The sequence below is a fragment of the Pantoea sp. Fr+CA_20 genome (assembly GCF_024520835.1).
In the GTDB taxonomy this organism is placed as follows: Bacteria; Pseudomonadota; Gammaproteobacteria; order Enterobacterales; family Enterobacteriaceae; genus Pantoea; species Pantoea allii.
The window spans coordinates 127,090-150,577 of the sequence record NZ_JALNPN010000002.1; the positions used below are offsets into that span (position 1 = coordinate 127,090).

Sequence of the window (23,488 nt, forward strand, 5' to 3'; positions counted from 1 at the left end):
GTCATCGCCCAGACCGGCAGCGGCAACAGGATCGCACGCTGTCGGTCTGACATGAGCCGGTTGATGGCCCGACTCAGTGATAATTGACCGTCACTTCTGTGCTGACCACTTTTAGTCCCGGCGGTAAGCTTCCGCTGCCGGCGAAACCAAACACCATGTGCAACGTTTCACCTGCGGCAACCCCGGTAAGACCGCGCGTCCCACCATTTGCCCCCTCCAGATCGGTACAACGCTGCTCAGCACAAAGCCGAACCTGCAGGCCTGACGGCGCAGGCTGGGTAAACTGATAGCGCCAGTTTACGAGGCTGATTGCCCCTTTGACCTCTCCCGGCGGCGTCAACGGCTGGGACGATTGCCAGCTCCCGCGATTGACCAGCAACGGCCCTGCGGCGCTGGCACTCCATGCGCCATCTGCGGCCTGAGCAAACATCGGCAGCAGTAGCGCAAACAGCATCATCGATCTCATTGTTTGCCTCCGATGGTGGCGGTCATTCGAATCTGGCGATTATCGCTTAATTCCATATTTGACAGCACCACCAGCTGCGGCATGTTACGGCGCAGGAAGCGGGCCAGTAAGGCACGTAATGGATGATTCACCAGTAATACCGGCGGTGCGCCCATCATCTCCTGACGCTGCAATGCTTCTTGTGTCTGCGCTAACAGGCGGTCGGCAAGCCCCGGTTCCAGTCCGCCACCGCCCTGCAGGGCCTGCAGCAGCAGGCGCTCCAGTGTGGCATCCAGTCCAATCACCTGAACTTCACCGTTACCCGGGAACCACTGCTGGGTAATTGCCCGACCCAATGCCACGCGTACCACGCTGGTTAATTCCTGCGGATCGCTTTGTACCGGGGCGTGCTCCGCCAGGGTTTCAATAATGGTGCGCATATCGCGAATTGAGACACGCTCTACCAGCAGGTTTTGCAGAACTTTATGCAGGGTGGTCAGATTGATAACGCCCGGCACCAAATCTTCGGTCAGTTTAGGCATCTCTGAAGAGACGCGGTCCAGCAGTTGCTGTGCTTCCTGACGACCAAACAGCTCGCTGGCATACTGACCAATGAGATGATTAAGGTGAGTTGCCACCACGGTACTGGCTTCCACCACGGTAAAGCCCTGAATCTGCGCCTGTTCTTTCAGCGCGCCATCAATCCAGACGGCGGCAAGGCCAAAGGCCGGGTCCACCGTGGCTTCACCCGGTAAGGTCCCTGCGGCGGTGCCTGGGTTGATCGCCATCCAACGTCCCGGATAGGCATCACCACTGCCAATTTCCACGCCTTTCATCAGAATACGATAGCGGGCTGGTGGCAATTCCATGTTGTCGCGGATATGCACCACAGGAGGCAGGAACCCGACGTCCTGCGCCACCTTTTTACGAATGCTGCGGATACGACCGAGCAGTTCGCCGTTTTGGTTATGATCGACCATCGGAATCAGGCGGTAGCCCACTTCCATGCCCAGCGTATCTTCCAGTTGGACATCGGTCCAGGAGGCTTCAGCCGATGCCGGTGTGTCCATGGATTTGGTGAGGCTGCCCGGCGATTCGATATTCGCTTTAGGCTGCATTTCACGGCCACGTAACCACCATGCCAGGCCCAGCAATGCGGCGGTGAACAGCAGGAAAACAAAGTTTGGCATGCCCGGCACTAAGCCCAGCAAACCAATCACCCCGCCACTCAGCATCAACACGCGGGGATCTTTGAACAGCTGCCCCACCATCTGCTCACCCACGTCCTGGTCGGTCGCTACGCGGGTCACAATCACACCGGCCGCCGTGGAGATAACCAGCGCCGGAATCTGGGCGACCAGGCCGTCACCAATGGTCAGCAACGTATAAGTCTCTGCCGCCTGTCCTGCGGCCATCCCGTGCTGAACGATACCGACCAACAGTCCACCGATCACGTTGATTACCATGATCATAATGCCCGCGATGGCATCACCGCGTACGAACTTACTGGCACCGTCCATTGAGCCGTAAAAGTCGGCTTCCTGGGTGACTTCGGCACGGCGGCGTTTCGCCTCATCTTCACCAATCAACCCCGCATTCAGGTCGGCGTCGATGGCCATCTGTTTACCGGGCATCCCATCAAGCACAAAACGCGCGCCCACTTCAGCGATACGGCCAGCACCTTTGGTGATTACCATAAAGTTGATAATCACCAGGATGATAAACACCACAATACCGATGGCAAAATTGCCCCCGACCAGAAAGTGGCCAAAGGCTTCAACCACCCGTCCGGCTGCGGCCGCACCCGTGTGACCTTCCAGCAAAATGATACGGGTTGAGGCGACGTTCAGCGCCAGGCGCAGTAAGGTCGAAAACAGCAAAATGGTCGGGAACGCCGCAAATTCCAGCGTCCGCTGGGTAAACATCGCGACCAGCAGCACCATAATCGACAAGGCAATGTTGAAGGTGAACAACAGATCCAGGATGAATGGCGGTAACGGCAGGACCATCATCGACAAAATCATGATGATCAGGACCGGGCCAGCAAGCACCTGCCACTGCATGTCTTTGAAGTTGCCCGGTAGGCGTAGTTTAGCGGCCAGATTAGCCATCGTTTTTGTTCTCTCCTGCAAAGTCCATCTCTGCCGGGACCGGCAGGTCTTTAGGTTTTACGGGTATCAGGCCGCCTTCGCGCTTCCAGCGACGTAGCTGCCAGACCCAGGCCAGCACTTCTGCCACAGCGCCATACAGCGCGCCCGGAATGTGTTGTCCAATTTCAGTATGTCGGTACAGCGCACGCGCCAGCGGCGGTGCTTCCAGAACCGGGATACGATGTTCCGCGCCCAGTTCACGAATGCGTAAGGCAATATCCCCTGCGCCCTTGGCGATGACCTTCGGTGCACTCATCTTTTTCTCGTTATATTGCAGAGCAACCGAATAGTGCGTCGGGTTAGTGACGATCACATCCGCTTTGGGGACATCAGCCATCATGCGACGCCGGGCTGCGGCACGCATCTGTTGACGGATGCGTCCTTTAACATGCGGATCACCCTCTTGCTGCTTGTGCTCATCGCGAATTTCCTGACGCGACATGCGCAGCTTTTTAAAGTGACTGTACAGCTGCCAGAAAACGTCATAGCCCACCATGGGGATCAACCCGAGCATGACCAGCGAACAGCAGATGGCAATCATATCCATGCCGTGAATCAGTGCCGTTGTGGGTGACTCGGCAATCAGACGCAGCATATCCGGCCAGTGCGTCCAGATGTACCAGCCTGCCACACAGCCAACCAGGATAGTTTTCAGTATCCCTTTAAACAGTTCGGTCCATGCCTGCGCCGCAAACATACGTTTAAAGCCCGTCAGCGGATTAAGCTTGCCGAAATCCACTTTGATGGATTTACCGCTAATCACCACGCCGCCCAGTAGCATCGGCGAGGCGATGGCGACCAGAACCAGCCCACCCAGTAACGGCAACAGTGCGCCAAGAGCCTGCATAATCAGATTGCCGACATGGGCAATAATGATTTTGTCATCGGTGACCATGCCGTGGTCAAAACGTAACCCGGTTGACACCATGGCACCCAGTCGGTGAGCCATCATGGTGCCGCCAATCCATAAAATCATGATGCCGGCTAACAGCATCAGCAATGAGGTCAGTTCGCGCGAACGCGGAATCTGGCCTTCTTCACGTGCTTTTTCAAGTCGGTGGGCCGTGGGCGATTCTGTTTTGTCTTCGTCGCTATTTTCTGACACCACACACCTCGGTTGGCAGGAATTCTGAGCATAGAATGCCAAATTTGGGTTTGGTTAAAGCGTGGATAAAACGTGAAAAACACGCGCTCTTTCACGGATGGCAAAAGAGAAAAGAGAAGTGGCCTGTCAGAAACAGGCCATCTTGAAGAAGGGGGCGATGGCGACCCGGTTGTGGGTCAGCCATCGCCAGACAGGCTGGCGGTTAAAAGCCCAGGCTATCCAACAGGTCATCAACCTGGTCCTGGTTAGCCACAACGCCTGGCGCAGCAGAGTTTACCTGCGGGCCATTGAGCAGCGTGGTGCCAACCTGACGTTTCTCGGCGCTGACTTCTGGCATGTTTTCCAGCAGCACCATCAACAGCTGGCGCTCGATTTCCTGGATCACATCCATCATGCGCTTGATAACCTGACCGGTAAGGTCCTGGAAATCCTGCGCCATCATGATGTCGAGCAACTGCTTGTTAGTAAAAGAGGTGTGCTCAGGCACTTCCCCTAAATACTCACGCGTATCCGTCACCAGTTCGCGCGCGTCGGCAAGTTCAATTGGATTTTCAAACCACGCATCCCAGCGTCCTTTCAGCGCTACCGCTCCCGCTTCCATTTTATCCTGGTGCGGTTGCGCAGCTTCGACGCTGTTCAGCGCCCGGTCGGCCGCCTGGGCGGTCTTTTGTACTACATAGTCCAGACGGTCGCGGGCGTCAGGAATGGCTTCAGCAGCTTCTGCAATGGCCTGATCCAGCCCCAGCTCACGCAGACTGTCACGCAGCATGCGGGTCAGTGAACCGATGCGGGAAATAATATCATGTGCCGCGGCTTGCTCAGCTGATTTCGGAAGGTCGCTCATCACATCTCCTTACATACCCAGTTTTTCAAAAATTTTGCCCAGCTTTTCTTCAAGCGTGGCGGCCGTAAACGGCTTAACTACGTAGCCGCTTGCACCCGCCTGAGCGGCAGCAATAATGTTTTCTTTCTTCGCTTCCGCCGTCACCATAAGTACCGGCAGACTCGCCATGGCAGCATCGGCACGAATGGTCTGCAGCAGTTGCAGGCCATCCATATTCGGCATGTTCCAGTCAGAGATCACGAAATCGAAACCACCTGCCTTGAGTTTGCCTAACGCATCAACGCCGTCTTCTGCTTCTTCTACGTTATTGAAGCCCAGCTCTTTCAGCAGGTTACGCACAATACGACGCATCGTATTGAAGTCGTCCACTACCAAAAAGCGCATGTTTTTATCAGCCATATCTACTCCTGTGTTATCTCGCCCGGCAGGACGGGCCTGTTATATACGCAATGCCTGTCCGGCGCTAATTTTCGCCAGCATATGCTGGCTGATGTTGCTTAAATCCACTACTTCGCTCACGCCACCGCTGGCTATCGCCTCGCGTGGCATGCCAAAAACGACACAACTTGCTTCATTTTGAGCGATGGTCCAGGCGCCGGCGCGATGCATTTCCAGCATGCCTGCAGCCCCATCGTTACCCATACCGGTCAGGATGACGCCGACGGCATTACGCCCTGCGTTGATCGCAACCGATTTAAATAAGACATCGACGGAAGGTTTATGCCGGTTGACCGGCGGACCTTCATTCAGTTTCACCACGTAGTTGGCACCGCTACGGCCCAGTTCCATATGCATCGCGCCGGGCGCAATGTAGGCATGGCCAGGCAGAATACGCTCGCCGTCTTCCGCTTCCTTCACCGTGATCTGACACAGCTTATTCAGCCGTTCAGCAAAGGAACGGGTAAAACCTGGCGGCATATGTTGTGTAATCAGCAGCGCCGGGCTGGTCGCGGGTAACGGTTGCAAAACGTGACGAATCGCTTCTGTGCCCCCCGTTGATGAACCAATGGCAATCAACTTTTCACTACTCAGCAACGGGCCGGCTTTCAACGTGAGCGGTGCTGGCATCACGTTACGCACATGCAGACGTGCCCGGGCAGCGGCGCGAATTTTGTCACCAATCATCTGGCTGTAGGCCAGCATACCTTCACGAATACCCAACTGCGGCTTGGTGACGAAATCAATGGCGCCTAACTCCAGCGCGCGCAACGTGATTTCTGAGCCCTGTCCGGTCAGTGATGACACCATAACGACGGGCATCGGCCGTAAACGCATCAGTTTTTCAAGAAAATCCAGGCCATCCATGCGCGGCATTTCCACATCCAGCGTTAACACCTGCGGATTAAACTGTTTAATTAAATCGCGTGCCACTAATGGATCGGGGGCAGTCGCCACCATTTCCATATCAGGATGACTGTTGATGATTTCGGTCATCAGTTGCCGCATCAGCGCAGAGTCATCTACGCACATCACGGTAATTTTGCTCATCATCTTTCCTTCGTCAGTCCATACACGGTTTGCCCACGCAGCCAAAACTCTTTACTAATCTGGCTGAAGTTCTCTGAGTGTCCGGCGAACAGGATGCCGCCAGGCTTAAGCAGTGGAACAAAACGACGTAGAATTTTTTCTTGTGTTTCTTTATCGAAATAGATCATTACGTTGCGGCAAAAAATCGCATCGAAAGGTCCGGGTAAGGCCCAGTCGTTTGCCAGCAAATTAAGTTGGCTGTAGTTCACCATGTTCGCCAGTTCCGGACGTACACGAACCATGCCAGCATGCGGACCCGTGCCACGTAAAAAGAAACGCTGTAACTGTGCAGGCGACAGCGTGCGCAGCTCTTCCTGGCGGTAAACGCCCGCCACGGCTTTCTCCAACACCTGGGTATCGATATCACTGGCGTGAACCTGGAATTTACCCGGTCCCGCGCCCAATGTTTCTGCCAGCGTAATCGCGATAGAGTAAGGTTCTTCGCCGGTTGAGGCAGCCGTACTCCAGACGCTAAAATTACCCTGACGTTTACGTGCATGTTCCGCCAGGATTGGAAAATGATGCGCCTCACGGAAAAAAGCCGTCAGGTTGGTGGTTAACGCATTAATAAACGCCTGCCACTCTGCACTGTTCTGATCATTCTCTAGCAGCGCCAGGTAGCGACCAAAGTCATCAATATTCAGCGTGCGCAGACGACGAACCAGACGGTTGTAAACCATCTCGCGCTTATGATCGGCCAGCACAATACCCGCACGCTGATAAATGAGCTGGCTGATACGGCGAAAATGGGTATCGGAGAGGGGCAAGCGCTGTACCATTTGTGACAGCAGCGTGGTCGCCTCCGGTTGATCTAATAACGTCGATTTCTTCATCTTTGCACCTGGCATGAACTAAACCTGTTGAACATCTGCTGCTACGCCCAACCGCACATCAGCGGTTGGGCCATCCAGGCAATTAGAAGGTTTCCCAGTTCTCATCACCGCGGGGTGATGGCTGGCGAATACCTTCTGACGGACTTTCTAAACGTAAATTTTTTACCGCCGTAGTCTTGTTAACGGCCTGCGTGACAATTTCTTTACCAATATTGAAGACAGAAACCGCTTGTTTTAAGTTACTGGCCTGATCTTCCAGTGCAGCCGCGGCTGCAGCAGACTCTTCAACCAGTGAAGCATTCTGTTGTGTCACGCGATCCATCTCCGTCACCGCCTGGCCCACCTGGTCAATGCCACGGCTTTGCTCGTCGGATGCAGAGGCAATTTCACCCATGATGTCGGTAACGCGCGTCACCGCGCTGACGATTTCACTCATGGTGTCGCCCGCGCTTTCGACCAGGACTGAGCCGGTGTTAACCCGACCAACAGAATCTTCAATCAGCCCTTTAATCTCTTTGGCCGCCTGCGCACTACGCTGGGCCAGGTTACGCACTTCACCCGCGACGACAGCAAAGCCACGGCCCTGTTCGCCTGCGCGCGCGGCTTCAACGGCGGCGTTAAGCGCCAGAATATTGGTCTGGAAAGCGATACCATCGATCACGCTGATAATGTCAGCAATTTTGCGCGAACTGCCGGCAATCTCTTTCATGGTTGTCACCACGCCATCCACGACTTTGCCGCCCTGCTGCGCGGTTTCAGAGGCGTTAAGCGCCAGCTTTGACGCCTGACGGGCGTTTTCCGCATTTTGCTTCACGGTGGCGGTAAGCTGCTCCATGCTGGCCGCCGTTTGCTCCAGCGACGCCGCCTGCTGTTCCGTTCGGGACGAGAGATCGTTATTGCCAACAGCAATTTCGCTGGCACCGGTATAAATCGCATCAGCACCGTCACGTACGGTGCTGACAGTACGCACCAGCGCCTGTTGCATGTCTTGCAGGGAGGTCAGCAAATCGCCAATTTCGTTACGCACCGAGATATGAATCGGCTGCGTCAGATCGCCATTCGCGATATGTTGAATGTGTTCGATGCTTTGTTTAAGCGGGCGAATAAGCAGGCTTCGCATCAGGTTCCATACCAGCACGATCACTAACAGCGTGACCGCCAGCGTACCGATCACCAGCATAATCATGCTCTTATAGGCGGCATCATTGGCATCCACACCCTGCTGGCTCAGCTTAAGGTTATAATTGAGCCAGTCATCGTAGTCTTTCTGGAATTTGTCCTGATAGCTCTGCGTCGGCTGATCAACAAATCCCTTAAAGTTACCGTTACCCAGAAACACAATCAGTTCAGCGAGCCCGTCATGGAACTGCTTATAGTTCGCCTGCAGCGTCAGCACGTTAGCTGCGCTTTTGCCTTTCTCAGAAAGATTCGCGTTGAACAAGGCATAGCCTTCCTCGGCGCGCTTTAATTCGCTATCTGCCAGCGCCACTAATTCTTTTACCGTGGCACCTGAACCCGCCATTTGTCCGTCCTGTAAATAACGAATTCCGGCGCGGTTTAAGGTATTTCGCGCCTGAACCAGTGCCACCCAGGAGGTGCCCATGGCGCGTTGAAGAGTACTCAGACGTTGGTTATAGGCAAAGTTTTCTTTATCTTCCGTCACCGTCTTGTAAAACACACCACCTGAAAAAATTTGCAGTAATGCGAACAGTGCCAATACACATAGAAGACCGGAGACAACACGTACTCGACTAAACATAGAAACCTCATTCATTAGCAATTCGATTCTGTTTATCGGCCCGGACGTGCGGAACTTTACGGCCAGCGTGAAGAGAGGTTCACGCTGGCCGTAAAAAGTGTTGGAAAACTTATAAGCGGGAAATTTTAAATACGGCCACGGCCTGTGACAGTGAGCTGGCCTGTTGCTCCAGCGCAGCGGCGGCGGCGGCGGACTCTTCAACCAGTGAGGCGTTCTGTTGCGTCACGCGATCCATTTCCGTTACGGCCTGACCTACCTGGTCGATGCCGCGACTTTGTTCGTCAGAAGCAGACGCAATCTCGCCCATGATGTCGGTGACGCGCGTTACAGCGCCAACGATGTTATTCATGGTGCTGCCTGCGCTTTCAACCTGGAGCGAACCGCTGTCAACGCGCGCGACGGAGTCTTCGATCAAGCCTTTAATTTCTTTAGCGGCCTGGGCACTGCGCTGCGCCAGATTGCGCACTTCACCCGCCACGACGGCAAAGCCACGGCCCTGCTCACCTGCACGTGCCGCTTCGACGGCGGCGTTAAGCGCCAGAATGTTGGTCTGGAAAGCAATGCCATCAATCACGCTAATGATGTCAGCAATTTTCTTCGAACTACCGGCAATCTCTTTCATGGTGGTTACAACACCGTCCACCACCTTGCCGCCCTGCAGCGCAGTTTCCGATGCCGTTTGCGCCAGCTGAGAAGCCTGGCGGGCATTATCCGCATTCTGTTTCACCGTCGCGGTTAACTGCTCCATGCTGGCAGCGGTTTGTTCAAGCGATGCCGCCTGCTCTTCCGTACGGGCAGAAAGATCGTTGTTTCCAGCAGCGATTTCGCTGGCACCGGTGAAAATGGCATCACATCCGCTGCGCACCTCACCCACCGTGGAAACCAGAGAGCGTTGCATCTCATGAATGCCCTCTGCCAGCTGACTCATCTCATTGCGGCCTTCCACCAGAATGGGTTGCGTCAGGTCGCCAGAGGCGATGGTCCGAATATCCACCAGCAGACGTTGCAGAGGATGAATAAGAAGCTGGCGCAGCCCAAACCAACAGCCCATGATGACAACGATAACCAGTACGCCAACCATGCCAAGCAGCCACATCATCTGGGTAAAGGCCTGCTGGTTCTGCTCTGCCCCGTGCGCAGACAGTTCACTCTGCTTCATGCGCCATGTTGAATAGGTGGCCTGCATCGCCTGCTGTTTCTGCTCAATGTTTTGTTTAAACATGCCTTCCAGATCTTTCGCTTTCAGGCTGGCGATCATGCCGCGCAGTCCGGTCAGGTAGGCGGCAAAATTGTGTTGCAGCTGATCGCGCAATTCGGTATCGGCCCCTGGCGTTTCAGGAATGGCGTTAAACTCCGTCAGGAACTGTTCACCTTTGTTAGCCTCGCTGATGGCTTTATCTGTCAGGCTCTCCAGCTGACCGCCATTCATCTGTGTCGCCAGGCTGGTTTGTAAGCGCAGCATGGCGCGGTTGAGCGTGGTACGTGACTGATTCAGCGCCATATAAGCATCGGTCATCGCCGCAACATTTCGGGTGGAAATTTGCGACAGGGCAAAGGCCTCTTTATCTTTGTGCAGCGCTGACCAGAACAGACTGCCCGATAGCAGCTGCATGGCACCGAAAAGCATCAGTACCGCAATAAGACTGGTCACCACTTTTATTCGTTTTAACATCGTTTTCCCCGAGCGTAATAAGTAAAGTGCAGGGGCTGTATCGGCGAGAAGATGAGATGTTTTAGTGAAGTTCGAGGAAAAAGCAGCGTTTAAGGCTTTTGTAATTATTGATATCAGTTAATTGTGTTATTTAGCGGGAACGATCACAGACAACGCGAGAAGAATTAACATATTGCGAACGCTGTTAACGCGTTTGAAGCAGGCGAGAATGCAGAAAGCTATGGAGATCAACACGGGCCAGCGTTCACTGACCCGTGAAGGAAGATTAGGCAGTACGCAGGTTGTCTACCAGCGCCATCTCTTCGCTGCTCAGCAGCTTCTCGATGTCGACCAGAATCAACATGCGGTCGCCCAGTGCACCCAGACCGGTCAGGTACTCGGTGGACATTGTCACCGCAAACTCTGGTGAAGGACGGATCTGTTCCTGCGTTAAAGACAGGACATCAGAAACGCCATCAACCACGATACCGACTACGCGGTTTTCCAGATTAAGGACGATTACGACCGTATTCTCATTGTACTCAACATCGGCCTGTGCAAACTTCACACGCAAATCGATGATGGGCACGATAACGCCACGCAGGTTGGTCACGCCGCGAATAAAGTCAGGCGTGTTAGCAATGCGCGTTACCTGATCGTAGCCGCGAATTTCCTGAACCTTAAGAATATCGATGCCGTACTCTTCATCACCCAACGTGAACACCAGGAATTCCTGACCAACGGTTTCGCCAGCAATTTTTGTCACGGTTGCCATTCCACTCATGTTATTTACCTTTTCGTTATCAATCAGGCGGCAGCGCCGGCCACACGTTTTTCACGGTTAAGTGATTGCAACGCCGAAACGTCAACAATCAACGCCACGCTGCCATCGCCGAGGATGGTGGCGGCTGAAATACCTGGTACTTTGCGATAGTTGCTTTCCAGGTTTTTAACGACAACCTGATGCTGACCGATTAACTGGTCTACCAGCAGCGCGTAACGCTTGCCCGCGCTTTGCAAGATCACCACGATGCCTTGCGTCGCTTCTGTTTTGGCCTCTTTCACATCAAAGACGTTCCACAGCTCAACCAGCGGCAGATATTCACCACGGACTTCCAGAACACACTCGCCACCCGCCAGCGGTTTTAACTCTTCTGCGCGAGGCTGTAATGATTCCATCACCGCGTTCAGCGGCAGAATGAAGACCTCATCGGCTACGCGCACTGACATACCGTCCAGAATGGCCAGCGTCAGCGGCAGCAGGATACGGATCGTGGTGCCTTTACCTTGTTTAGAGGCAATTTCAACGTGACCACCCATTTCCTGGATATTCCGTTTCACCACATCCATGCCCACACCACGACCAGACACATCGGTTACCTGTTCTGCGGTGGAGAAGCCAGGGGCGAAAATCAACATGCCAACTTCTTCGTCGCTCATGTTTTCGTGAACCGGCAAGCCGGATGTGAGGGCTTTAGCAAGAATACGTTCACGGTTAAGGCCCGCACCATCATCTGACACTTCAATACAGATGTTGCCGCCCTGATGTTCTGCCGACAGCGTCAGGTTGCCCGTTGCCACTTTTCCTGCGGCAATACGCTTGTCCGGCGACTCAATACCGTGGTCAAGACTGTTACGCACCAGATGCGTTAACGGATCGATGATACGTTCGATCAGGCTCTTATCCAGTTCGGTAGAACTGCCGAGTAAGGTCAGCTCGACTTCTTTGCCCAGTTTGCTGGCCAAATCGCGAACCAGACGCGGAAAGCGGCTGAACACATATTCCATCGGCATCATACGAATCGACATCACCGACTCTTGCAGGTCGCGTGCATTACGCTCCAACTGCCCCATGCTGTTCAGCAGTTCGCCATGGGCCACCGGGTCCAGCTCACCTGAACGCTGTGCCAGCATAGACTGGGTAATCACCAGTTCGCCCACCAGGTTAATCAACTGATCGACTTTTTCTACGGCTACGCGGATGCTGCTCGATTCGCTGGTCTTGGCCGGTGCGGCAACACGTTTGCTTTCGCGCTTGACGGCAGCAACCGGCAATTCGGTGACGGTAGCGGTCTGCACTTCTGCAACCTCAGGCTCAGCATCGCTTTCCGCCACTGCAGCAGCGTCGGCGTCTGCGCTCGGGAAGCGAATCTGTGCTTCATCAATCACAAAGCAGAGTACGGCAACTATATCGTCTTTACCGACGCCAGTGATGTGGCACTCAAGAGACGTCGAGCCTTTCTTGACGTCGCTGAGCGTGCCGAGGTTACCCAGCTCTTCCAGCATCAGGTCGATGTCTTTTTCTTTCAGATCGACCAGCTGCAGGTGGACGCTGTCTGCGCCCGCTTTCGCTGATTCTGCCTGACTTACTGGCACATCAAGTGAAACCACAACCGGTGCTGCAACCGGAAGACCTTTAGCCTCTAACGCCAGTTGGCGTAATGCTTCACAGATATACTTGAAGCTTTCCGCGTTAGGCTCTTGCGCGGTTTTATAAGCATCTAGCTGTTCCTGCATAATGTCTTTAGTTTCCAAAAACAGATTGATGATGTCGGTGCTGAGCTGCATCTCGCCGCGACGAGCACCATCCAGAATGTTTTCCAGGATATGGGTTGTTTCCTGTAAAACCGTAAAACCAAAGGTTCCGGCTCCGCCTTTAATAGAATGGGCGGCGCGGAAGATGGCGTTAAGCTGTTCAGAGTCTGGCTCCTGGGGATCGAGTCCCAACAGGTGTTGCTCCATATCCGCTAACAGCTCATCGGCTTCATCAAAAAACGTCTGGTAAAAATCGCTGATGTCCATGCTCACGGGAATCACCTCTGCTGTGAGGGGGCTGCTGTAGTCACCGCACCCGCCGATGATGCTGGCGGCGCGGAGGTTATTTTACCCGCACCAGCCGATGACGCTGGCGGTGCAGAGGTTACTGTTATCACCGCACTCGTCGACGAAGCTGACGGTGCAGGAGATACTGTGGTTACCGCACCAGTCGAAGACGCTGGTTGTGCGGATGTTGCTGTTTTCACCGCACCCGCCGAAGACGCTGGCTGCGTGGAAGTTCCTGTTTTCACCGCACCGCTCGATGATGATGGCGGCGTGGATGTGGCTGATTTAGCCGCACCCGCGGATGTGGCAGCGGATGAAGGTGCAGACGTTACTTTGTCTACCGCATTCCCTATTGAAGCTGAGGTTGCGGTCACCTTTTCAATGGCTGCCGGATCGCTGACCTGAACGGCGTCACTTTCAGCGTTCTCTTTTTCAATCGCTGCTTCGGTATCATGGTTCAAGACCAGCAGACTAATACGGCGGTTTACTGCATCATCACCACCGCGGTTTTTCAGTTTCATCGTGTCAGCCATGCCGACGATACGAAGAATTTTCCCACCATCCAGGCCACCAATCACCAGCTCACGACGTGAAGCATTGGCACGGTCAGCCGACAGCTCCCAGTTACTGTAGCCTTTATCGCCCCTGGCATACTGAATGTCATCCGTGTGCCCCGCGATACTTATTCGGTTGGGGATATCATTCAAAACCGGTGCAATCGCACGCAAAATATCGCGCATATAAGGTTCAACTTCAGCACTGCCGGTTTTGAACATTGGGCGATTCTGACTATCGATAATCTGAATACGCAGCCCTTCTTCCACCATATTGATGATCAAATGCGGACGCAGTGCTTTCAGGCGTGGGTCGGCTTCGATCAGCTGGTCGAGCTTTTCACGCAACCGGTTGAGGCGAATCTCATCCAGCTTGCGTTTCTGCGCATCCATATCCACAACCTTTTTAACTTCGCCATCCTTCCTGGTCGCATCGTCACCGCCGCCGGGGATAGGACTGCTGCTATCGCTGCTTCGCTGTCCACCCGTCAGCGCCACTTTTAATGGCGTCTGAAAATATTCCGCTATCTGGATCAACTGCTGTGGACTGGCGATCGACAGCAGCCACATCACCATAAAAAATGCCATCATCGCCGTCATAAAGTCGGCATAGGCAATTTTCCATGAGCCATGTCCTCCTTCATGTTTTTTATGTTTGCGCTTTCTAATCAGCACAATTGGGCGATTGCCATGTTTCATGAGGTCTGATCCGAAGTCTGTTTAGCCGGGTTCTTCGCGTTGCGAACGTGCTCTTCCAGTTCGCTGAACGAAGGACGTTCGGCTGAGTAAAGCGTTTTACGACCAAACTCGACGGCGATTTGCGGTGCGTAGCCATTCAGGCTGGACAGCAATGTCACTTTGACGCACTGCATCATTTTGGTCGTTTCAGCACATTTCTGACGTAATACTGACGCCAGAGGCGAAATAAAACCGTATGCCAGCAAAATCCCGAGGAAGGTTCCCACCATCGCATGTGCAACCAGCGCGCCTAACTCTGCGGCTGGTCGGTCGGCGGATGCCAGGGCATGTACCACACCCATCACCGCTGCGACGATACCGAAGGCTGGCAGGCCATCGCCCACTGCTGCGATACTTTGCGCAGGCACTTCACACTCGTGTTCGTAGGTTTCAATCTCTTCATCCATCAATGCTTCAATCTCAAACGCATTCATGTTGCCGCTGACCATCAGGCGTAAATAATCAGTGATGAAATCTACTAACTGTTTATCGGCTAAGATGCGGGGATAATTAGCAAAAATTTCGCTCTGCGCAGGATCTTCAATATCGCGTTCCAGCGATAACATGCCTTGCTGGCGAGATTTCGCCATTAACCTGTAAAGCAGGGCCATTAAGTCCATGTACACCGCTTTGTTGTATTTGGACCCACGAAACAGCAGCGGCAGGGCTTTCAGCGTCTTTTTGATCGCCTTACCGTTGTTCCCCACCAGAAAAGCACCCAGACCTGCACCGGCGATCATCAACAGTTCAGCAGGCTGGTACAGCGCGCCAAGATGGCCGCCTACTAAAGCGTATCCGCCCAACACGGAACCTAATACAACGATGTAACCTATAATTATCAGCACAAAAAATCCTTACGTCCGTAACGTGTTGGTCGACGTTAAGCCAGAGACCCAGGTGATATTCACCACATGGAGGCAAAAAAAAAGCAGCGGGATTAACCGCTGCTGGATGACTTCCACATTGCGAACAAATTTAAACGGCTTGTTTAACCTGTTCATCCAGCAGTTGTGGAAAGATATCGGCAGTATCTGCAGAAAGTTTACGTCTTTTTACGGCACGTGATGGCGGCTGGCACAGGCTGCAAACAAAACTGCCAATGGGCTGATGTGCATGATTAATAAAGCTACCATTGCAGCTTTTGCAGTCAGATAATTCCAGCATACCGCTTTCAACGAATCGCACCAGGGTCCAGGCGCGTGTCAGCGCCAACAGCGGGCCCTCGTCCGATTGCGGGCACTGCTCAAGATAGAGACGATAGGCTTTAATTACCGCATCAATACCTTTGCTCAAACCGGTTTTCAGTAAGAAAGTCCAGGCGTTACAGAACATGGAAGAGTGAATATTCTGTTCCCACGTCATGAACCAGTCAGTAGAGAAAGGCAACATGCCTTTTGGTGGCGGACTACCACGCAACTCTTTATACAGTTTAATCAGGCGACCGCGGCTAAGCTGGGTTTCACTTTCCAGCATTTGTAAGCGTGCACCCAGTGTGATCAACTCCATCGCGAGCTGAATATCACGTGCTTCCTGAACAATACTTTTTTCACCCATTATACCGCCCTCTTTTTAGTAGGCGCGGCGTCTTTAGACGCGCTGCGTAGTAAACGGCTGGATAACAGAATCCCGGTGTGGATTTGTTGTAAATCATCCACGCGTGATTCCTGCGTCAGGCGATTAATAACGGTGCTATCGGTAAAACGAAACTGACACACAAGTTGATTGGTCTCAGCTAATTTTACCATTTCAGGTAAGGTTAATTCAGACAATGCGTCTGCCATCTTTTCATCAATCCCGAGGCGAAACATTGCCGAAGCTTTTTCCTGGTTAATTAATCGCTGCGCGAGCAGTAAATATGACAAGTTGATATCGTAAATATGTTTTAGTAATTCAGATGTACCCATTTTTCCATCCTGAGAGACGCGACGTAACTTACCGCAGATAACTTCTCTGCGTATCGAGCTGCTGGTTGGTAAATCTAAAGATGGCAAAATAATTAATCATAAACAGCCAATGGTTCTGAGCACTGCTTCTTTTTGTGACCCTTTTACGTCCGGGTCAGAAGTCATTTTTCAGTCCACTTTATTCTTAAGTCGTTAACCTTCTTCCGTGAGGTCTTTTCACATTTTTTAAGACTAATCCGAAAACAAGGCAAATCTATATCGTCTGATCCTCACATACAACGACAGTTAGGTTAAATTTTAGATAAAGTGTGACGCAGGTCACATTTTTGCCCCTATTTTCTTCAGAAATACTTTATGATCACACTTTGCGTGGCTAATTTTTGAACAAATCCGTGTTTTTTTTGTAGGGATTTGTCCTGACAAGGACTTAATTGGCAACAAAACCAAGACGGAATTGAAACAGGGTGGTTGAGCTCACGTTTATGTTCGCGAATGCAATTTGCGCCCTATTTAGAACCAGCCAAAACCATAAAACCAGTGGAATACTCTGTCACCAGAAACAATTATTCGTATTCAAATTAGACAGTTAGACGTTTACTGGCCCCTGAAGACAACCAGTAATGAAAGGCAGCTCAGAAGGATTAGGCGCTTTCTGACAATCCGGTATAAAGGCCGACAGCAAGGTGTTTAGGAGGCGATCGTCGATGTAACAAGGAGTTACATTAAGAACGTGAATGAATTGCAGGCAGGATACTTTTGTGCACTTAGACTATCGGCAGAATTGAAGAGAACTTTAGCTTAACCAGGTAAAAATAGTGTTTTGCCATTTTTGTAACTGATCCTGAGGTCAGAATGGCGTCATACCGTACAGCCGCAGGTCAGGTGAGGCTTTGCGTTAAGGATAACCTATTAGAAACCTGAGGCATGGGACTGGCGAGGCCAGACGCGTTTTGTGGGGATGAGCAAGGGTTTTGCGAGGTAAGGGATAAGTACGGCAAACAGCAAGCCATCCGTGGCTTGCTGAGGCATCAGGCGAGTTTAGGAAAGGTTGCCACTTTATTCGCTATTCCATGATCTGCGCTACGTGGCGCAATCTTTTCCAGATCGCGTAAGAAGCTTTCACGCCAGGCGGTGATATCGTTTTTGCGTAATACCGCCATCATGTCGTTATAGCGTGAAATCCTTTCTGTACGGGGCATGGTAATGGCCTTGTCCAACGCTGCGGCCACTTCATCCCGATCATAAGGATTCACTATCAATGCCGAAGTCAGCTCATTAGCTGCACCGGCAAAACGGGACAGCACCAGTACGCCTGGGTCATCCGGGTCCTGCGCCGCAACATACTCTTTCGCCACCAGGTTCATGCCATCACGCAACGGTGTGACTAAACCGACGTCGGTTAGGCGGAAGATTTTCATCAGCAAGCGACGATCAAAGTGCTGGTTGAGGTAATAGAGCGGTGTCCAGCCAAGCGTACCGTATTTACCGTTGATGCGCCCTGCTTCGGTTTCAAGCTGATGGCGGATGTCCTGGTAAGCCTGCACATCACCACGTGACGTTGGCGCGATCTGCGAGTAGCGGATTTTACCCCGATGTTGAGGATAGTTTTCCAGCAGCGCTTCATAAGCCAGGAAGCGCTCGGGAAGCCCTTTAGAGTAATCCAGCCGTTCACAGGCAATGATATTACGCGCATCGCCGAGCTCTTTTTTCATCGCGGCCATCTTCGGTGGCAGCGGCCCTTCTGCCATCTCTTTAATGCTGTCTGGTTCAATCCCGATAGGGTAAACCTCAGTCATAAAGGTGTTGCCGTAGGCGCGATGTTTCTTATCACCCTTGTTCTGCAACTGGGTCAGTTGGCTGACGCTGTCGAGAAAGGCGACGCGATCTGATTCTGTCTGGAAACCCAGTAAATCGTATTCGCACAGCATCTCCAGCAGTTCCTGATGCGGAGGCAGCGCATTGAAAATTTCCGGTGTAGGGAACGGAATATGCAGGAAGAAACCGATACGGTTGTTGATGCCTGCCCGACGCAACGCGGCAGCAAACGGCAAAAAGTGGTAATCATGAATCCACAAGATGTCATCCGGCTGGATCAATGGCTTCAGGCGCTGTGCCACCGCATCATTTACCTCGCAGTAGCCTTCCCAGGCTTCACGCTGGAACTGCACTAAATCCAGGCGGTAATGGAAGGCAGGCCAGATAACGGTGTTGGAGAACTGGCAGTAGTAGAGATCGTACTCGTTCTGGCTTAAAGGGAAAGAAGCGTACTCAATACCGTCGTGCTCCATGACCGATACCGGATTTTCTTCCTCGCCTGAAAACTCACTAATCTCACCGTTCCAGCCAAACCAGAGTCCGCCAGTACTCTTAAGCGCATCCAGAATACCGACTGCAAGGCCGCCTGCACTGGTTTTGTTCCCATTTGGCATGGCGATACGGTTAGATACAACCACTAAACGACTCATAACCTAAACTCCTTACCAACGTTGTCTTTCTCTAATTGTAATCGTGTTCTTTCAAGCCAGGCATAGACATCCGTAACGTCATGTAAACGATAACGTGCCTCGCTTGGGCCTTCTCCGACCTTTATCGAGATCCCCTGCATCGCATTCACTGCAGCGAATCCTTTTTCATCTGTAAGGTCGTCGCCGATAAATACGGGGATACGGCCTGAGAATGGCGCTTCCTGCATAAATTTATGGACGGCTGCGCCTTTATCAATACCGTTAGGTTTGATTTCAACGACGCATTTGCCTGGCTGCAGCGCAAGGCCATCAAAACGGCTGACTGCCGCCTCTGCCAGCTGCATGACATCCTGCTCGTACTGCGGTGCGCGACGAAAATGCAGCGCAAACGCCATGCCTTTGGCTTCAAGTTGCGTGCCGGGCCACTGCGCCATTGCATTCTCAAGCATGATTTTTAGCGGACGCTCAACGTCGTCCGGCAAGGTCACCCGGTGCAGCTCGCCTGTCGCATCGCGCCGTTCTGCGCCATGAACGCCCGCTGCTGGTGCACGCAGAGGAGCCGCCAGTGCGTCAAGTTGTTCAACGGGTCGGCCTGAGACCAGCGCCAGTGCGCCGTGGCATAAAGATGAGAGCCGTTGCAGTTGTGCGACGACATTTTCTGGAATGAAAACGGCATCTGGCTGGGACTGAATCGCTGCCAGCGTGCCATCAACATCAAAAAAGAAGGCATACAGACCGCCGCTCAATGACGGGAATGAGGCATCACTATCTGCCGTCTGGGTCACGTGTCTTCTCCTGTAAATAGGTTCATCATCAGGACATTACAGCAGAGGGATTTCAGCAAGAGGTTGGCTCAAGGCCATATGAAGTAAGGAGAGTGCGTGGTAAAACCCTGCAATTCAAGAACGTTATCTCCAAAAACAAACGCGTTTCAATGCTGATAAACCCGCTGACTGTCATTGTCGCCACATAAAGTGTAGTCGCTATCTTCTGTTCTGCCAGAAATATGCATTTCCCGTGCCAGCCGTCTCGCTTTAACAGGATCGTAGAAAATTTCACTTGCATTTCGCGATTACTGGATCGTTTTTGCGCAAATCCAGACGAAACATAAATGTAATAAATGGACCTGTTTAAGGTTTTCCTAATCTTTCACAGGCAGACTCGACAATATTATTGTCGGCAAATATGTCCTGTCTGTTCTGGACATTTTGATCCCGGCTTTTGCTTCTGGGTTAAATGAATATTCCTCAATTGATAATAAGGGTGATTAATTGTTTTTTCTTATAGCGTATGGCTACCCTCTTTTTCTGATGATTCCTTTTTAAATTGGCGCACTGTCCTTTTTTACTGATTAGATTATTTTTACCGATGCTGAACGCTGTATTTGCCGAAAGGGATGCGTGCTTTACGATAAACGTGCACGTTAACGCGCTTTCTGGTCTTAGCAAATGCGGGCAGGCCGCCGGCGTAAACGCGGTATCATTCAGGCATTGAGTACGGGATGCCTGTAACAGATATTCGTCGTGCGATGTAAAAGTCGCATTTCCCCGGATTCGATAGGCGGCCTTCTGGTTTTCGGTCAAAATGCTCAACATGCATGTCCTGAGAAATCCGAGTCTGTTGAGGCGGAGGCGCTGCAACCTCTCTTCCAATAACCTGCGCTGGTTGGTAAAGGTCCCCAAAAAACGATTATGAAGATATTGATTGTTGAAGACGATGCCCTGCTCTTACAGGGACTGGTACTGGCGCTGGAAGGTGCAGGCTACGTTTGTGATGGTGTTTCGACGGTGCGTTCCGCAGAAGCGCATCTGGCTAATGGGCTCTATAGCCTACTGGTTCTGGATATCGGCCTACCAGATGAAGACGGGCTGCATTTGTTGCAACGTTTGCGTCGGCAAAAGCAGATGCAGCCGGTGTTGATCCTGACCGCTCGCGATACCATAGAGGAGCGCATTGCGGGACTGGACGCCGGGGCTGATGACTATTTGATAAAGCCTTTTGCACTGGATGAGTTGCTGGCCCGGATTCGTGCGCTGATCAGGCGTCACGTTAATCAGGGTGACTCCCGCGTCGAGGTGGGTAATCTGTCGCTGGATATGACTCACCGCCAGATTCATCTGGACAATACGCTACTGGACCTCACACCAAAAGAGTTCTCCATCCTGTCCCGCCTGATGCTTAAGGCGGGCCATCCGGTTCATCGCGAGTTGCTGTATCAGGACATCTACAACTTTGATAATGAACCTTCCACCAATACGCTTGAAGTTCATATTCATAACCTACGCGACAAAATTGGCAAAAGCATGATCCGTACAGTGCGCGGTTTCGGCTATGCCTTATCGCCGTCGCGTACAGAAAAAGAGTCGTGATAACCATGAATCCTTATCGCGCTGGCACCACGATGCGTTTTCGGCTGATGCTCACGATTGGCCTGATCATGCTGTTTTTTCAGTTGATCAGCGTTGCGTGGCTCTGGCATGAAAGCAAAGAGCAGGTACAGTTTTTGGTTGAAGCCCATCTGCATAACCGCAATATGGATAAGCACGTTAATAAAGAAGTGCGCGAAGCCATCGTCAGCCTTGCCTTGCCAAGCCTGGTGATGATTACCCTGACGCTGCTGCTGTGCTATCAGGCGGTAAGATGGATTACGCGCCCGCTTTATCAACTGCAGCACGAACTCGAAAGTCGCAGTGAAGTGAATCTGGAACCGATTGTCTTTGAAGGCTCGGTGCAGGAGATTGACGCGGTGACGCAGGCTATTAATCGGCTCGTCGCGCGCTTAACCGCCAGTCTGGAACGTGAACGACTCTTCACTGCCGATGTTGCCCATGAGCTGCGGACGCCTTTGGCCGGGCTGCGGTTACATCTTGAGCTGTTACAACGTAATCAGGCGGTCGATACTCAGCCTTTATTACAGCGGCTGGATCAGATGACTGCAAATGTCGCCCAGTTGCTGCAACTCACGCGTGCCGGTCAGCAGTTTACCTCTGGCAGCTACCAGAATGTCGCGATGGTGGATGAGGTGATCCTGCCGATGGAAGCCGAGCTGAGCGCGATGCTGGAGGCGCGTAACCAGACACTCACTCTGGACGTTGAAAACGCTTTCGTGGTTAAAGGTGATGCCATATTGCTCAGGATGCTGCTGCGTAATCTGGTCGAGAACGCCCATCGCTATAGCCCACCCGAAGGCAACATTACGGTTCGGCTTGAAAACGCCACCGGCATGTCGCTGGTAATAGAGGATGAAGGGGCCGGGATTGACGAGAGTATGAGCGGTGAACTGAGCAAAGCGTTTGTGCGCATGGATACGCGCTATGGCGGCATCGGGCTGGGATTGAGTATTGTCAGCCGGATTGTCCACCTGCATAACGGACAATTTCTGCTGGAAAATCGCCCTGACCGCTCAGGCTGCCGCGCCAGGGTAAACTTCGCTGGCGTGCTTTAACCGTTGAACCAGCAGGCCAGGAAGGCAATCACTGTGCAGACGGCAATCATGGTAGCAAGATATTCGCTGCTGCTGCGCGACGAAACAGAACTGACGGATACGCTAGTGGTTTTCATTGGTCTCTCCGGTAACGTTTTATGCAGTATCTCTTCCTTATATTAAGGAAACATTAAACCGCACTGCCCTCAGGTTTCCCTTCAGGCACAGGCAAGCAATCCCTGCTACGCTAAGTCATTCGCCTCACGTCATTTCCTGACCCTGCTACAGGCTGACACGGAGTGAATTGCCTTGTGGCGTTGAAAACGATCGATCCCATCCCCACCTCTTTCCTTCAGACCAGACAGGAGTAACTTTATGGCTATCGAATATGCAGTGATCGCAGGCGGCTGTTTCTGGTGTACAGAAGCGGTATTTAAAGATGTGATCGGCGTTGAGTCAGTGGAAAGTGGTTATACCGGCGGCGAGCGCCCTAATCCGACCTATGAGCAGGTATGCAGCGGTGCCACCGGCCATGCCGAAGCCATTCGTATTGGTTTTGATCCTGAGAAGGTCAGCTACGGCGATTTGCTGGACATCAGCTTTGCGACCCACGATCCGACCCAGCTTAATCGTCAGGGCAATGACATCGGTACACAGTACCGTTCCGCTATTTTTGTTGAGACGCCGGAGCAGGAAGCAGAAGCCCTGGCGGCCATTGCGCGCGCTCAGCAGGATCACAATGACCCGATCGTGACCACTATTGAGCCGTTAAAAGCATGGTATCCGGCGGAAGGTTATCATCAGGATTATTGGGAAGGTGCCGGTCAGCGCAACGGTTACTGCATGGCGGTGATTCCACCTAAACTGCAAAAGCTGCGTAAGAGTTTTGCTAACCGGGTTAAAAGCGCGCAGTAAGCTTACGCATCCTGGCGAATCTTCCCGACAAATGCGCTGTGCACTGTCGCGTTTTTTGCACTAAAAAACCGACTTTTGCGCAGCCTTAATGCGATTCGTTCAGAGCTTAAGCGAATAGAACAAAAGAGAAAAATAGTGCTTGACCGTTTCAGGCCGACTCCCTATAGTAGCGCCCCGTTGACCCAGCGCGGTCAGCGACAATTTGCGGTGAGGTGTCCGAGTGGCTGAAGGAGCACGCCTGGAAAGTGTGTATACGGCAACGTATCGGGGGTTCGAATCCCCCTCTCACCGCCATCTTCAAAGAAGAGCCTGAACTCACGTTCAGGCTTTTTTTTACCTATTCTCCGCTGA

At 52.5% G+C, this 23,488-nt stretch carries 21 protein-coding genes and 1 tRNA gene; 4 read left to right on the plus strand and 18 right to left on the minus strand.

Features of this window, described 5'->3' with window-relative positions; all coding sequences use genetic code 11:
* Nucleotides 1–73 precede the first annotated feature (73 nt).
* From NR177_RS03065 to NR177_RS03150, 18 genes are all read right to left on the minus strand, one after another.
* Entirely contained in the window at nucleotides 74–466 is a 393-nt protein-coding gene (locus tag NR177_RS03065) for a flagellar protein FlhE (protein WP_063879915.1), read from the minus strand.
* Nucleotides 463–2,556, minus strand: coding sequence for a flagellar biosynthesis protein FlhA (gene flhA, locus NR177_RS03070; RefSeq protein WP_256852274.1), 2,094 nt, complete (start codon nucleotides 2,554–2,556; stop codon nucleotides 463–465). Before flhA ends, NR177_RS03065 begins: the two co-directional genes overlap by 4 nt.
* Nucleotides 2,549–3,700, minus strand: coding sequence for a flagellar biosynthesis protein FlhB (gene flhB / locus NR177_RS03075; protein ID WP_063879917.1), 1,152 nt, complete (start codon nucleotides 3,698–3,700; stop codon nucleotides 2,549–2,551). The genes flhA and flhB overlap by 8 nt, the downstream gene beginning before the upstream one ends.
* 202 nt (nucleotides 3,701–3,902) lie before the next feature.
* The gene (cheZ, locus tag NR177_RS03080; RefSeq protein ID WP_063879918.1) at nucleotides 3,903–4,544 is read right to left on the minus strand and encodes a protein phosphatase CheZ; all 642 of its coding nucleotides are present in this window, start codon (nucleotides 4,542–4,544) and stop codon (nucleotides 3,903–3,905) included.
* Between the two features lie 9 nt (nucleotides 4,545–4,553).
* A complete protein-coding gene (gene cheY / locus NR177_RS03085) occupies nucleotides 4,554–4,943 on the minus strand; it encodes a chemotaxis response regulator CheY (protein ID WP_013026101.1) in 390 nt (129 codons plus the stop codon).
* 39 nt (nucleotides 4,944–4,982) lie between these two features.
* Entirely contained in the window at nucleotides 4,983–6,032 is a 1,050-nt protein-coding gene (locus tag NR177_RS03090; protein WP_063879919.1) for a chemotaxis response regulator protein-glutamate methylesterase, read from the minus strand.
* Complete coding sequence (gene cheR, locus NR177_RS03095; protein ID WP_063879920.1) at nucleotides 6,032–6,904, minus strand: protein-glutamate O-methyltransferase CheR; 873 nt, start codon at nucleotides 6,902–6,904, stop codon at nucleotides 6,032–6,034. Before cheR ends, NR177_RS03090 begins: the two co-directional genes overlap by 1 nt.
* Nucleotides 6,905–6,986: 82 nt before the next feature.
* Nucleotides 6,987–8,663 carry a methyl-accepting chemotaxis protein gene (locus NR177_RS03100; protein ID WP_063881193.1) on the minus strand — a complete coding sequence of 559 codons (1,677 nt, stop codon included), beginning with the start codon at nucleotides 8,661–8,663 and terminating at the stop codon, nucleotides 6,987–6,989.
* Nucleotides 8,664–8,772: 109 nt separating this feature from the next.
* The gene (locus NR177_RS03105; RefSeq protein ID WP_063879921.1) at nucleotides 8,773–10,335 is read right to left on the minus strand and encodes a methyl-accepting chemotaxis protein; all 1,563 of its coding nucleotides are present in this window, start codon (nucleotides 10,333–10,335) and stop codon (nucleotides 8,773–8,775) included.
* A 265-nt stretch (nucleotides 10,336–10,600) separates the two neighbouring features.
* On the minus strand, nucleotides 10,601–11,098 hold the full coding sequence (cheW, locus tag NR177_RS03110; protein ID WP_013026106.1) for a chemotaxis protein CheW: 498 nt from the start codon (nucleotides 11,096–11,098) through the stop codon (nucleotides 10,601–10,603).
* 23 nt (nucleotides 11,099–11,121) lie between these two features.
* A complete protein-coding gene (gene cheA / locus NR177_RS03115) occupies nucleotides 11,122–13,116 on the minus strand; it encodes a chemotaxis protein CheA (RefSeq protein WP_218994643.1) in 1,995 nt (664 codons plus the stop codon).
* 11 nt (nucleotides 13,117–13,127) lie between these two features.
* The gene (motB, locus tag NR177_RS03120) at nucleotides 13,128–14,390 is read right to left on the minus strand and encodes a flagellar motor protein MotB (protein ID WP_256852275.1); all 1,263 of its coding nucleotides are present in this window, start codon (nucleotides 14,388–14,390) and stop codon (nucleotides 13,128–13,130) included.
* Complete coding sequence (gene motA, locus NR177_RS03125) at nucleotides 14,387–15,274, minus strand: flagellar motor stator protein MotA (protein ID WP_172897397.1); 888 nt, start codon at nucleotides 15,272–15,274, stop codon at nucleotides 14,387–14,389. The genes motB and motA overlap by 4 nt, the downstream gene beginning before the upstream one ends.
* A 130-nt stretch (nucleotides 15,275–15,404) precedes the next feature.
* Nucleotides 15,405–15,983, minus strand: a complete 579-nt coding sequence (flhC, locus tag NR177_RS03130; RefSeq protein WP_063879925.1) for a flagellar transcriptional regulator FlhC — start codon at nucleotides 15,981–15,983, stop codon at nucleotides 15,405–15,407.
* Nucleotides 15,983–16,333, minus strand: a complete 351-nt coding sequence (gene flhD, locus NR177_RS03135; protein ID WP_006120236.1) for a flagellar transcriptional regulator FlhD — start codon at nucleotides 16,331–16,333, stop codon at nucleotides 15,983–15,985. Before flhD ends, flhC begins: the two co-directional genes overlap by 1 nt.
* Before the next feature lie 1,028 nt (nucleotides 16,334–17,361).
* Entirely contained in the window at nucleotides 17,362–18,798 is a 1,437-nt protein-coding gene (otsA, locus tag NR177_RS03140) for an alpha,alpha-trehalose-phosphate synthase (RefSeq protein WP_063879926.1), read from the minus strand.
* Nucleotides 18,795–19,583 carry a trehalose-phosphatase gene (otsB, locus tag NR177_RS03145; protein WP_256852276.1) on the minus strand — a complete coding sequence of 263 codons (789 nt, stop codon included), beginning with the start codon at nucleotides 19,581–19,583 and terminating at the stop codon, nucleotides 18,795–18,797. The genes otsA and otsB overlap by 4 nt, the downstream gene beginning before the upstream one ends.
* 462 nt (nucleotides 19,584–20,045) lie before the next feature.
* A complete protein-coding gene (locus tag NR177_RS03150) occupies nucleotides 20,046–20,393 on the minus strand; it encodes a hypothetical protein (RefSeq protein WP_063879928.1) in 348 nt (115 codons plus the stop codon).
* 96 nt (nucleotides 20,394–20,489) lie between these two features.
* Here NR177_RS03150 and pmrA point away from each other — a divergent pair, with 96 nt between their 5' ends.
* The 4 genes from pmrA (at nucleotide 20,490) to NR177_RS03170 (ending at nucleotide 23,431) form a co-directional block, all read left to right on the plus strand.
* Nucleotides 20,490–21,167 carry a two-component system response regulator PmrA gene (gene pmrA, locus NR177_RS03155; protein ID WP_256852277.1) on the plus strand — a complete coding sequence of 226 codons (678 nt, stop codon included), beginning with the start codon at nucleotides 20,490–20,492 and terminating at the stop codon, nucleotides 21,165–21,167.
* A 5-nt stretch (nucleotides 21,168–21,172) separates the two neighbouring features.
* On the plus strand, nucleotides 21,173–22,243 hold the full coding sequence (gene pmrB / locus NR177_RS03160; RefSeq protein WP_256852278.1) for a two-component system sensor histidine kinase PmrB: 1,071 nt from the start codon (nucleotides 21,173–21,175) through the stop codon (nucleotides 22,241–22,243).
* A gap of 354 nt (nucleotides 22,244–22,597) precedes the next feature.
* Nucleotides 22,598–23,137: a peptide-methionine (S)-S-oxide reductase MsrA gene (gene msrA, locus NR177_RS03165; RefSeq protein WP_256852279.1), complete on the plus strand. Its 540-nt coding sequence runs from the start codon at nucleotides 22,598–22,600 to the stop codon at nucleotides 23,135–23,137.
* A 206-nt stretch (nucleotides 23,138–23,343) separates the two neighbouring features.
* Nucleotides 23,344–23,431, plus strand: a tRNA-Ser gene (locus NR177_RS03170).
* The last annotated feature ends 57 nt before the right edge of the window (nucleotides 23,432–23,488 follow it).

Coding starts and splice junctions, on each gene's coding strand:
- NR177_RS03065 (WP_063879915.1), bottom strand. CDS start 466: ATGAGATCGATGATGCTGTTTGCGCTACTGCTGCCGATGTTTGCTCAG.
- flhA (WP_256852274.1), bottom strand. CDS start 2,556: ATGGCTAATCTGGCCGCTAAACTACGCCTACCGGGCAACTTCAAAGAC.
- cheZ (WP_063879918.1), bottom strand. CDS start 4,544: ATGAGCGACCTTCCGAAATCAGCTGAGCAAGCCGCGGCACATGATATT.
- cheY (WP_013026101.1), bottom strand. CDS start 4,943: ATGGCTGATAAAAACATGCGCTTTTTGGTAGTGGACGACTTCAATACG.
- NR177_RS03090 (WP_063879919.1), bottom strand. CDS start 6,032: ATGAGCAAAATTACCGTGATGTGCGTAGATGACTCTGCGCTGATGCGG.
- cheR (WP_063879920.1), bottom strand. CDS start 6,904: ATGAAGAAATCGACGTTATTAGATCAACCGGAGGCGACCACGCTGCTG.
- NR177_RS03100 (WP_063881193.1), bottom strand. CDS start 8,663: ATGTTTAGTCGAGTACGTGTTGTCTCCGGTCTTCTATGTGTATTGGCA.
- NR177_RS03105 (WP_063879921.1), bottom strand. CDS start 10,335: ATGTTAAAACGAATAAAAGTGGTGACCAGTCTTATTGCGGTACTGATG.
- cheW (WP_013026106.1), bottom strand. CDS start 11,098: ATGAGTGGAATGGCAACCGTGACAAAAATTGCTGGCGAAACCGTTGGT.
- cheA (WP_218994643.1), bottom strand. CDS start 13,116: ATGGACATCAGCGATTTTTACCAGACGTTTTTTGATGAAGCCGATGAG.
- motB (WP_256852275.1), bottom strand. CDS start 14,390: ATGAAACATGGCAATCGCCCAATTGTGCTGATTAGAAAGCGCAAACAT.
- flhC (WP_063879925.1), bottom strand. CDS start 15,983: ATGGGTGAAAAAAGTATTGTTCAGGAAGCACGTGATATTCAGCTCGCG.
- flhD (WP_006120236.1), bottom strand. CDS start 16,333: ATGGGTACATCTGAATTACTAAAACATATTTACGATATCAACTTGTCA.
- otsA (WP_063879926.1), bottom strand. CDS start 18,798: ATGAGTCGTTTAGTGGTTGTATCTAACCGTATCGCCATGCCAAATGGG.
- NR177_RS03150 (WP_063879928.1), bottom strand. CDS start 20,393: ATGTTGAGCATTTTGACCGAAAACCAGAAGGCCGCCTATCGAATCCGG.
- pmrA (WP_256852277.1), top strand. CDS start 20,490: ATGAAGATATTGATTGTTGAAGACGATGCCCTGCTCTTACAGGGACTG.
- pmrB (WP_256852278.1), top strand. CDS start 21,173: ATGAATCCTTATCGCGCTGGCACCACGATGCGTTTTCGGCTGATGCTC.
- msrA (WP_256852279.1), top strand. CDS start 22,598: ATGGCTATCGAATATGCAGTGATCGCAGGCGGCTGTTTCTGGTGTACA.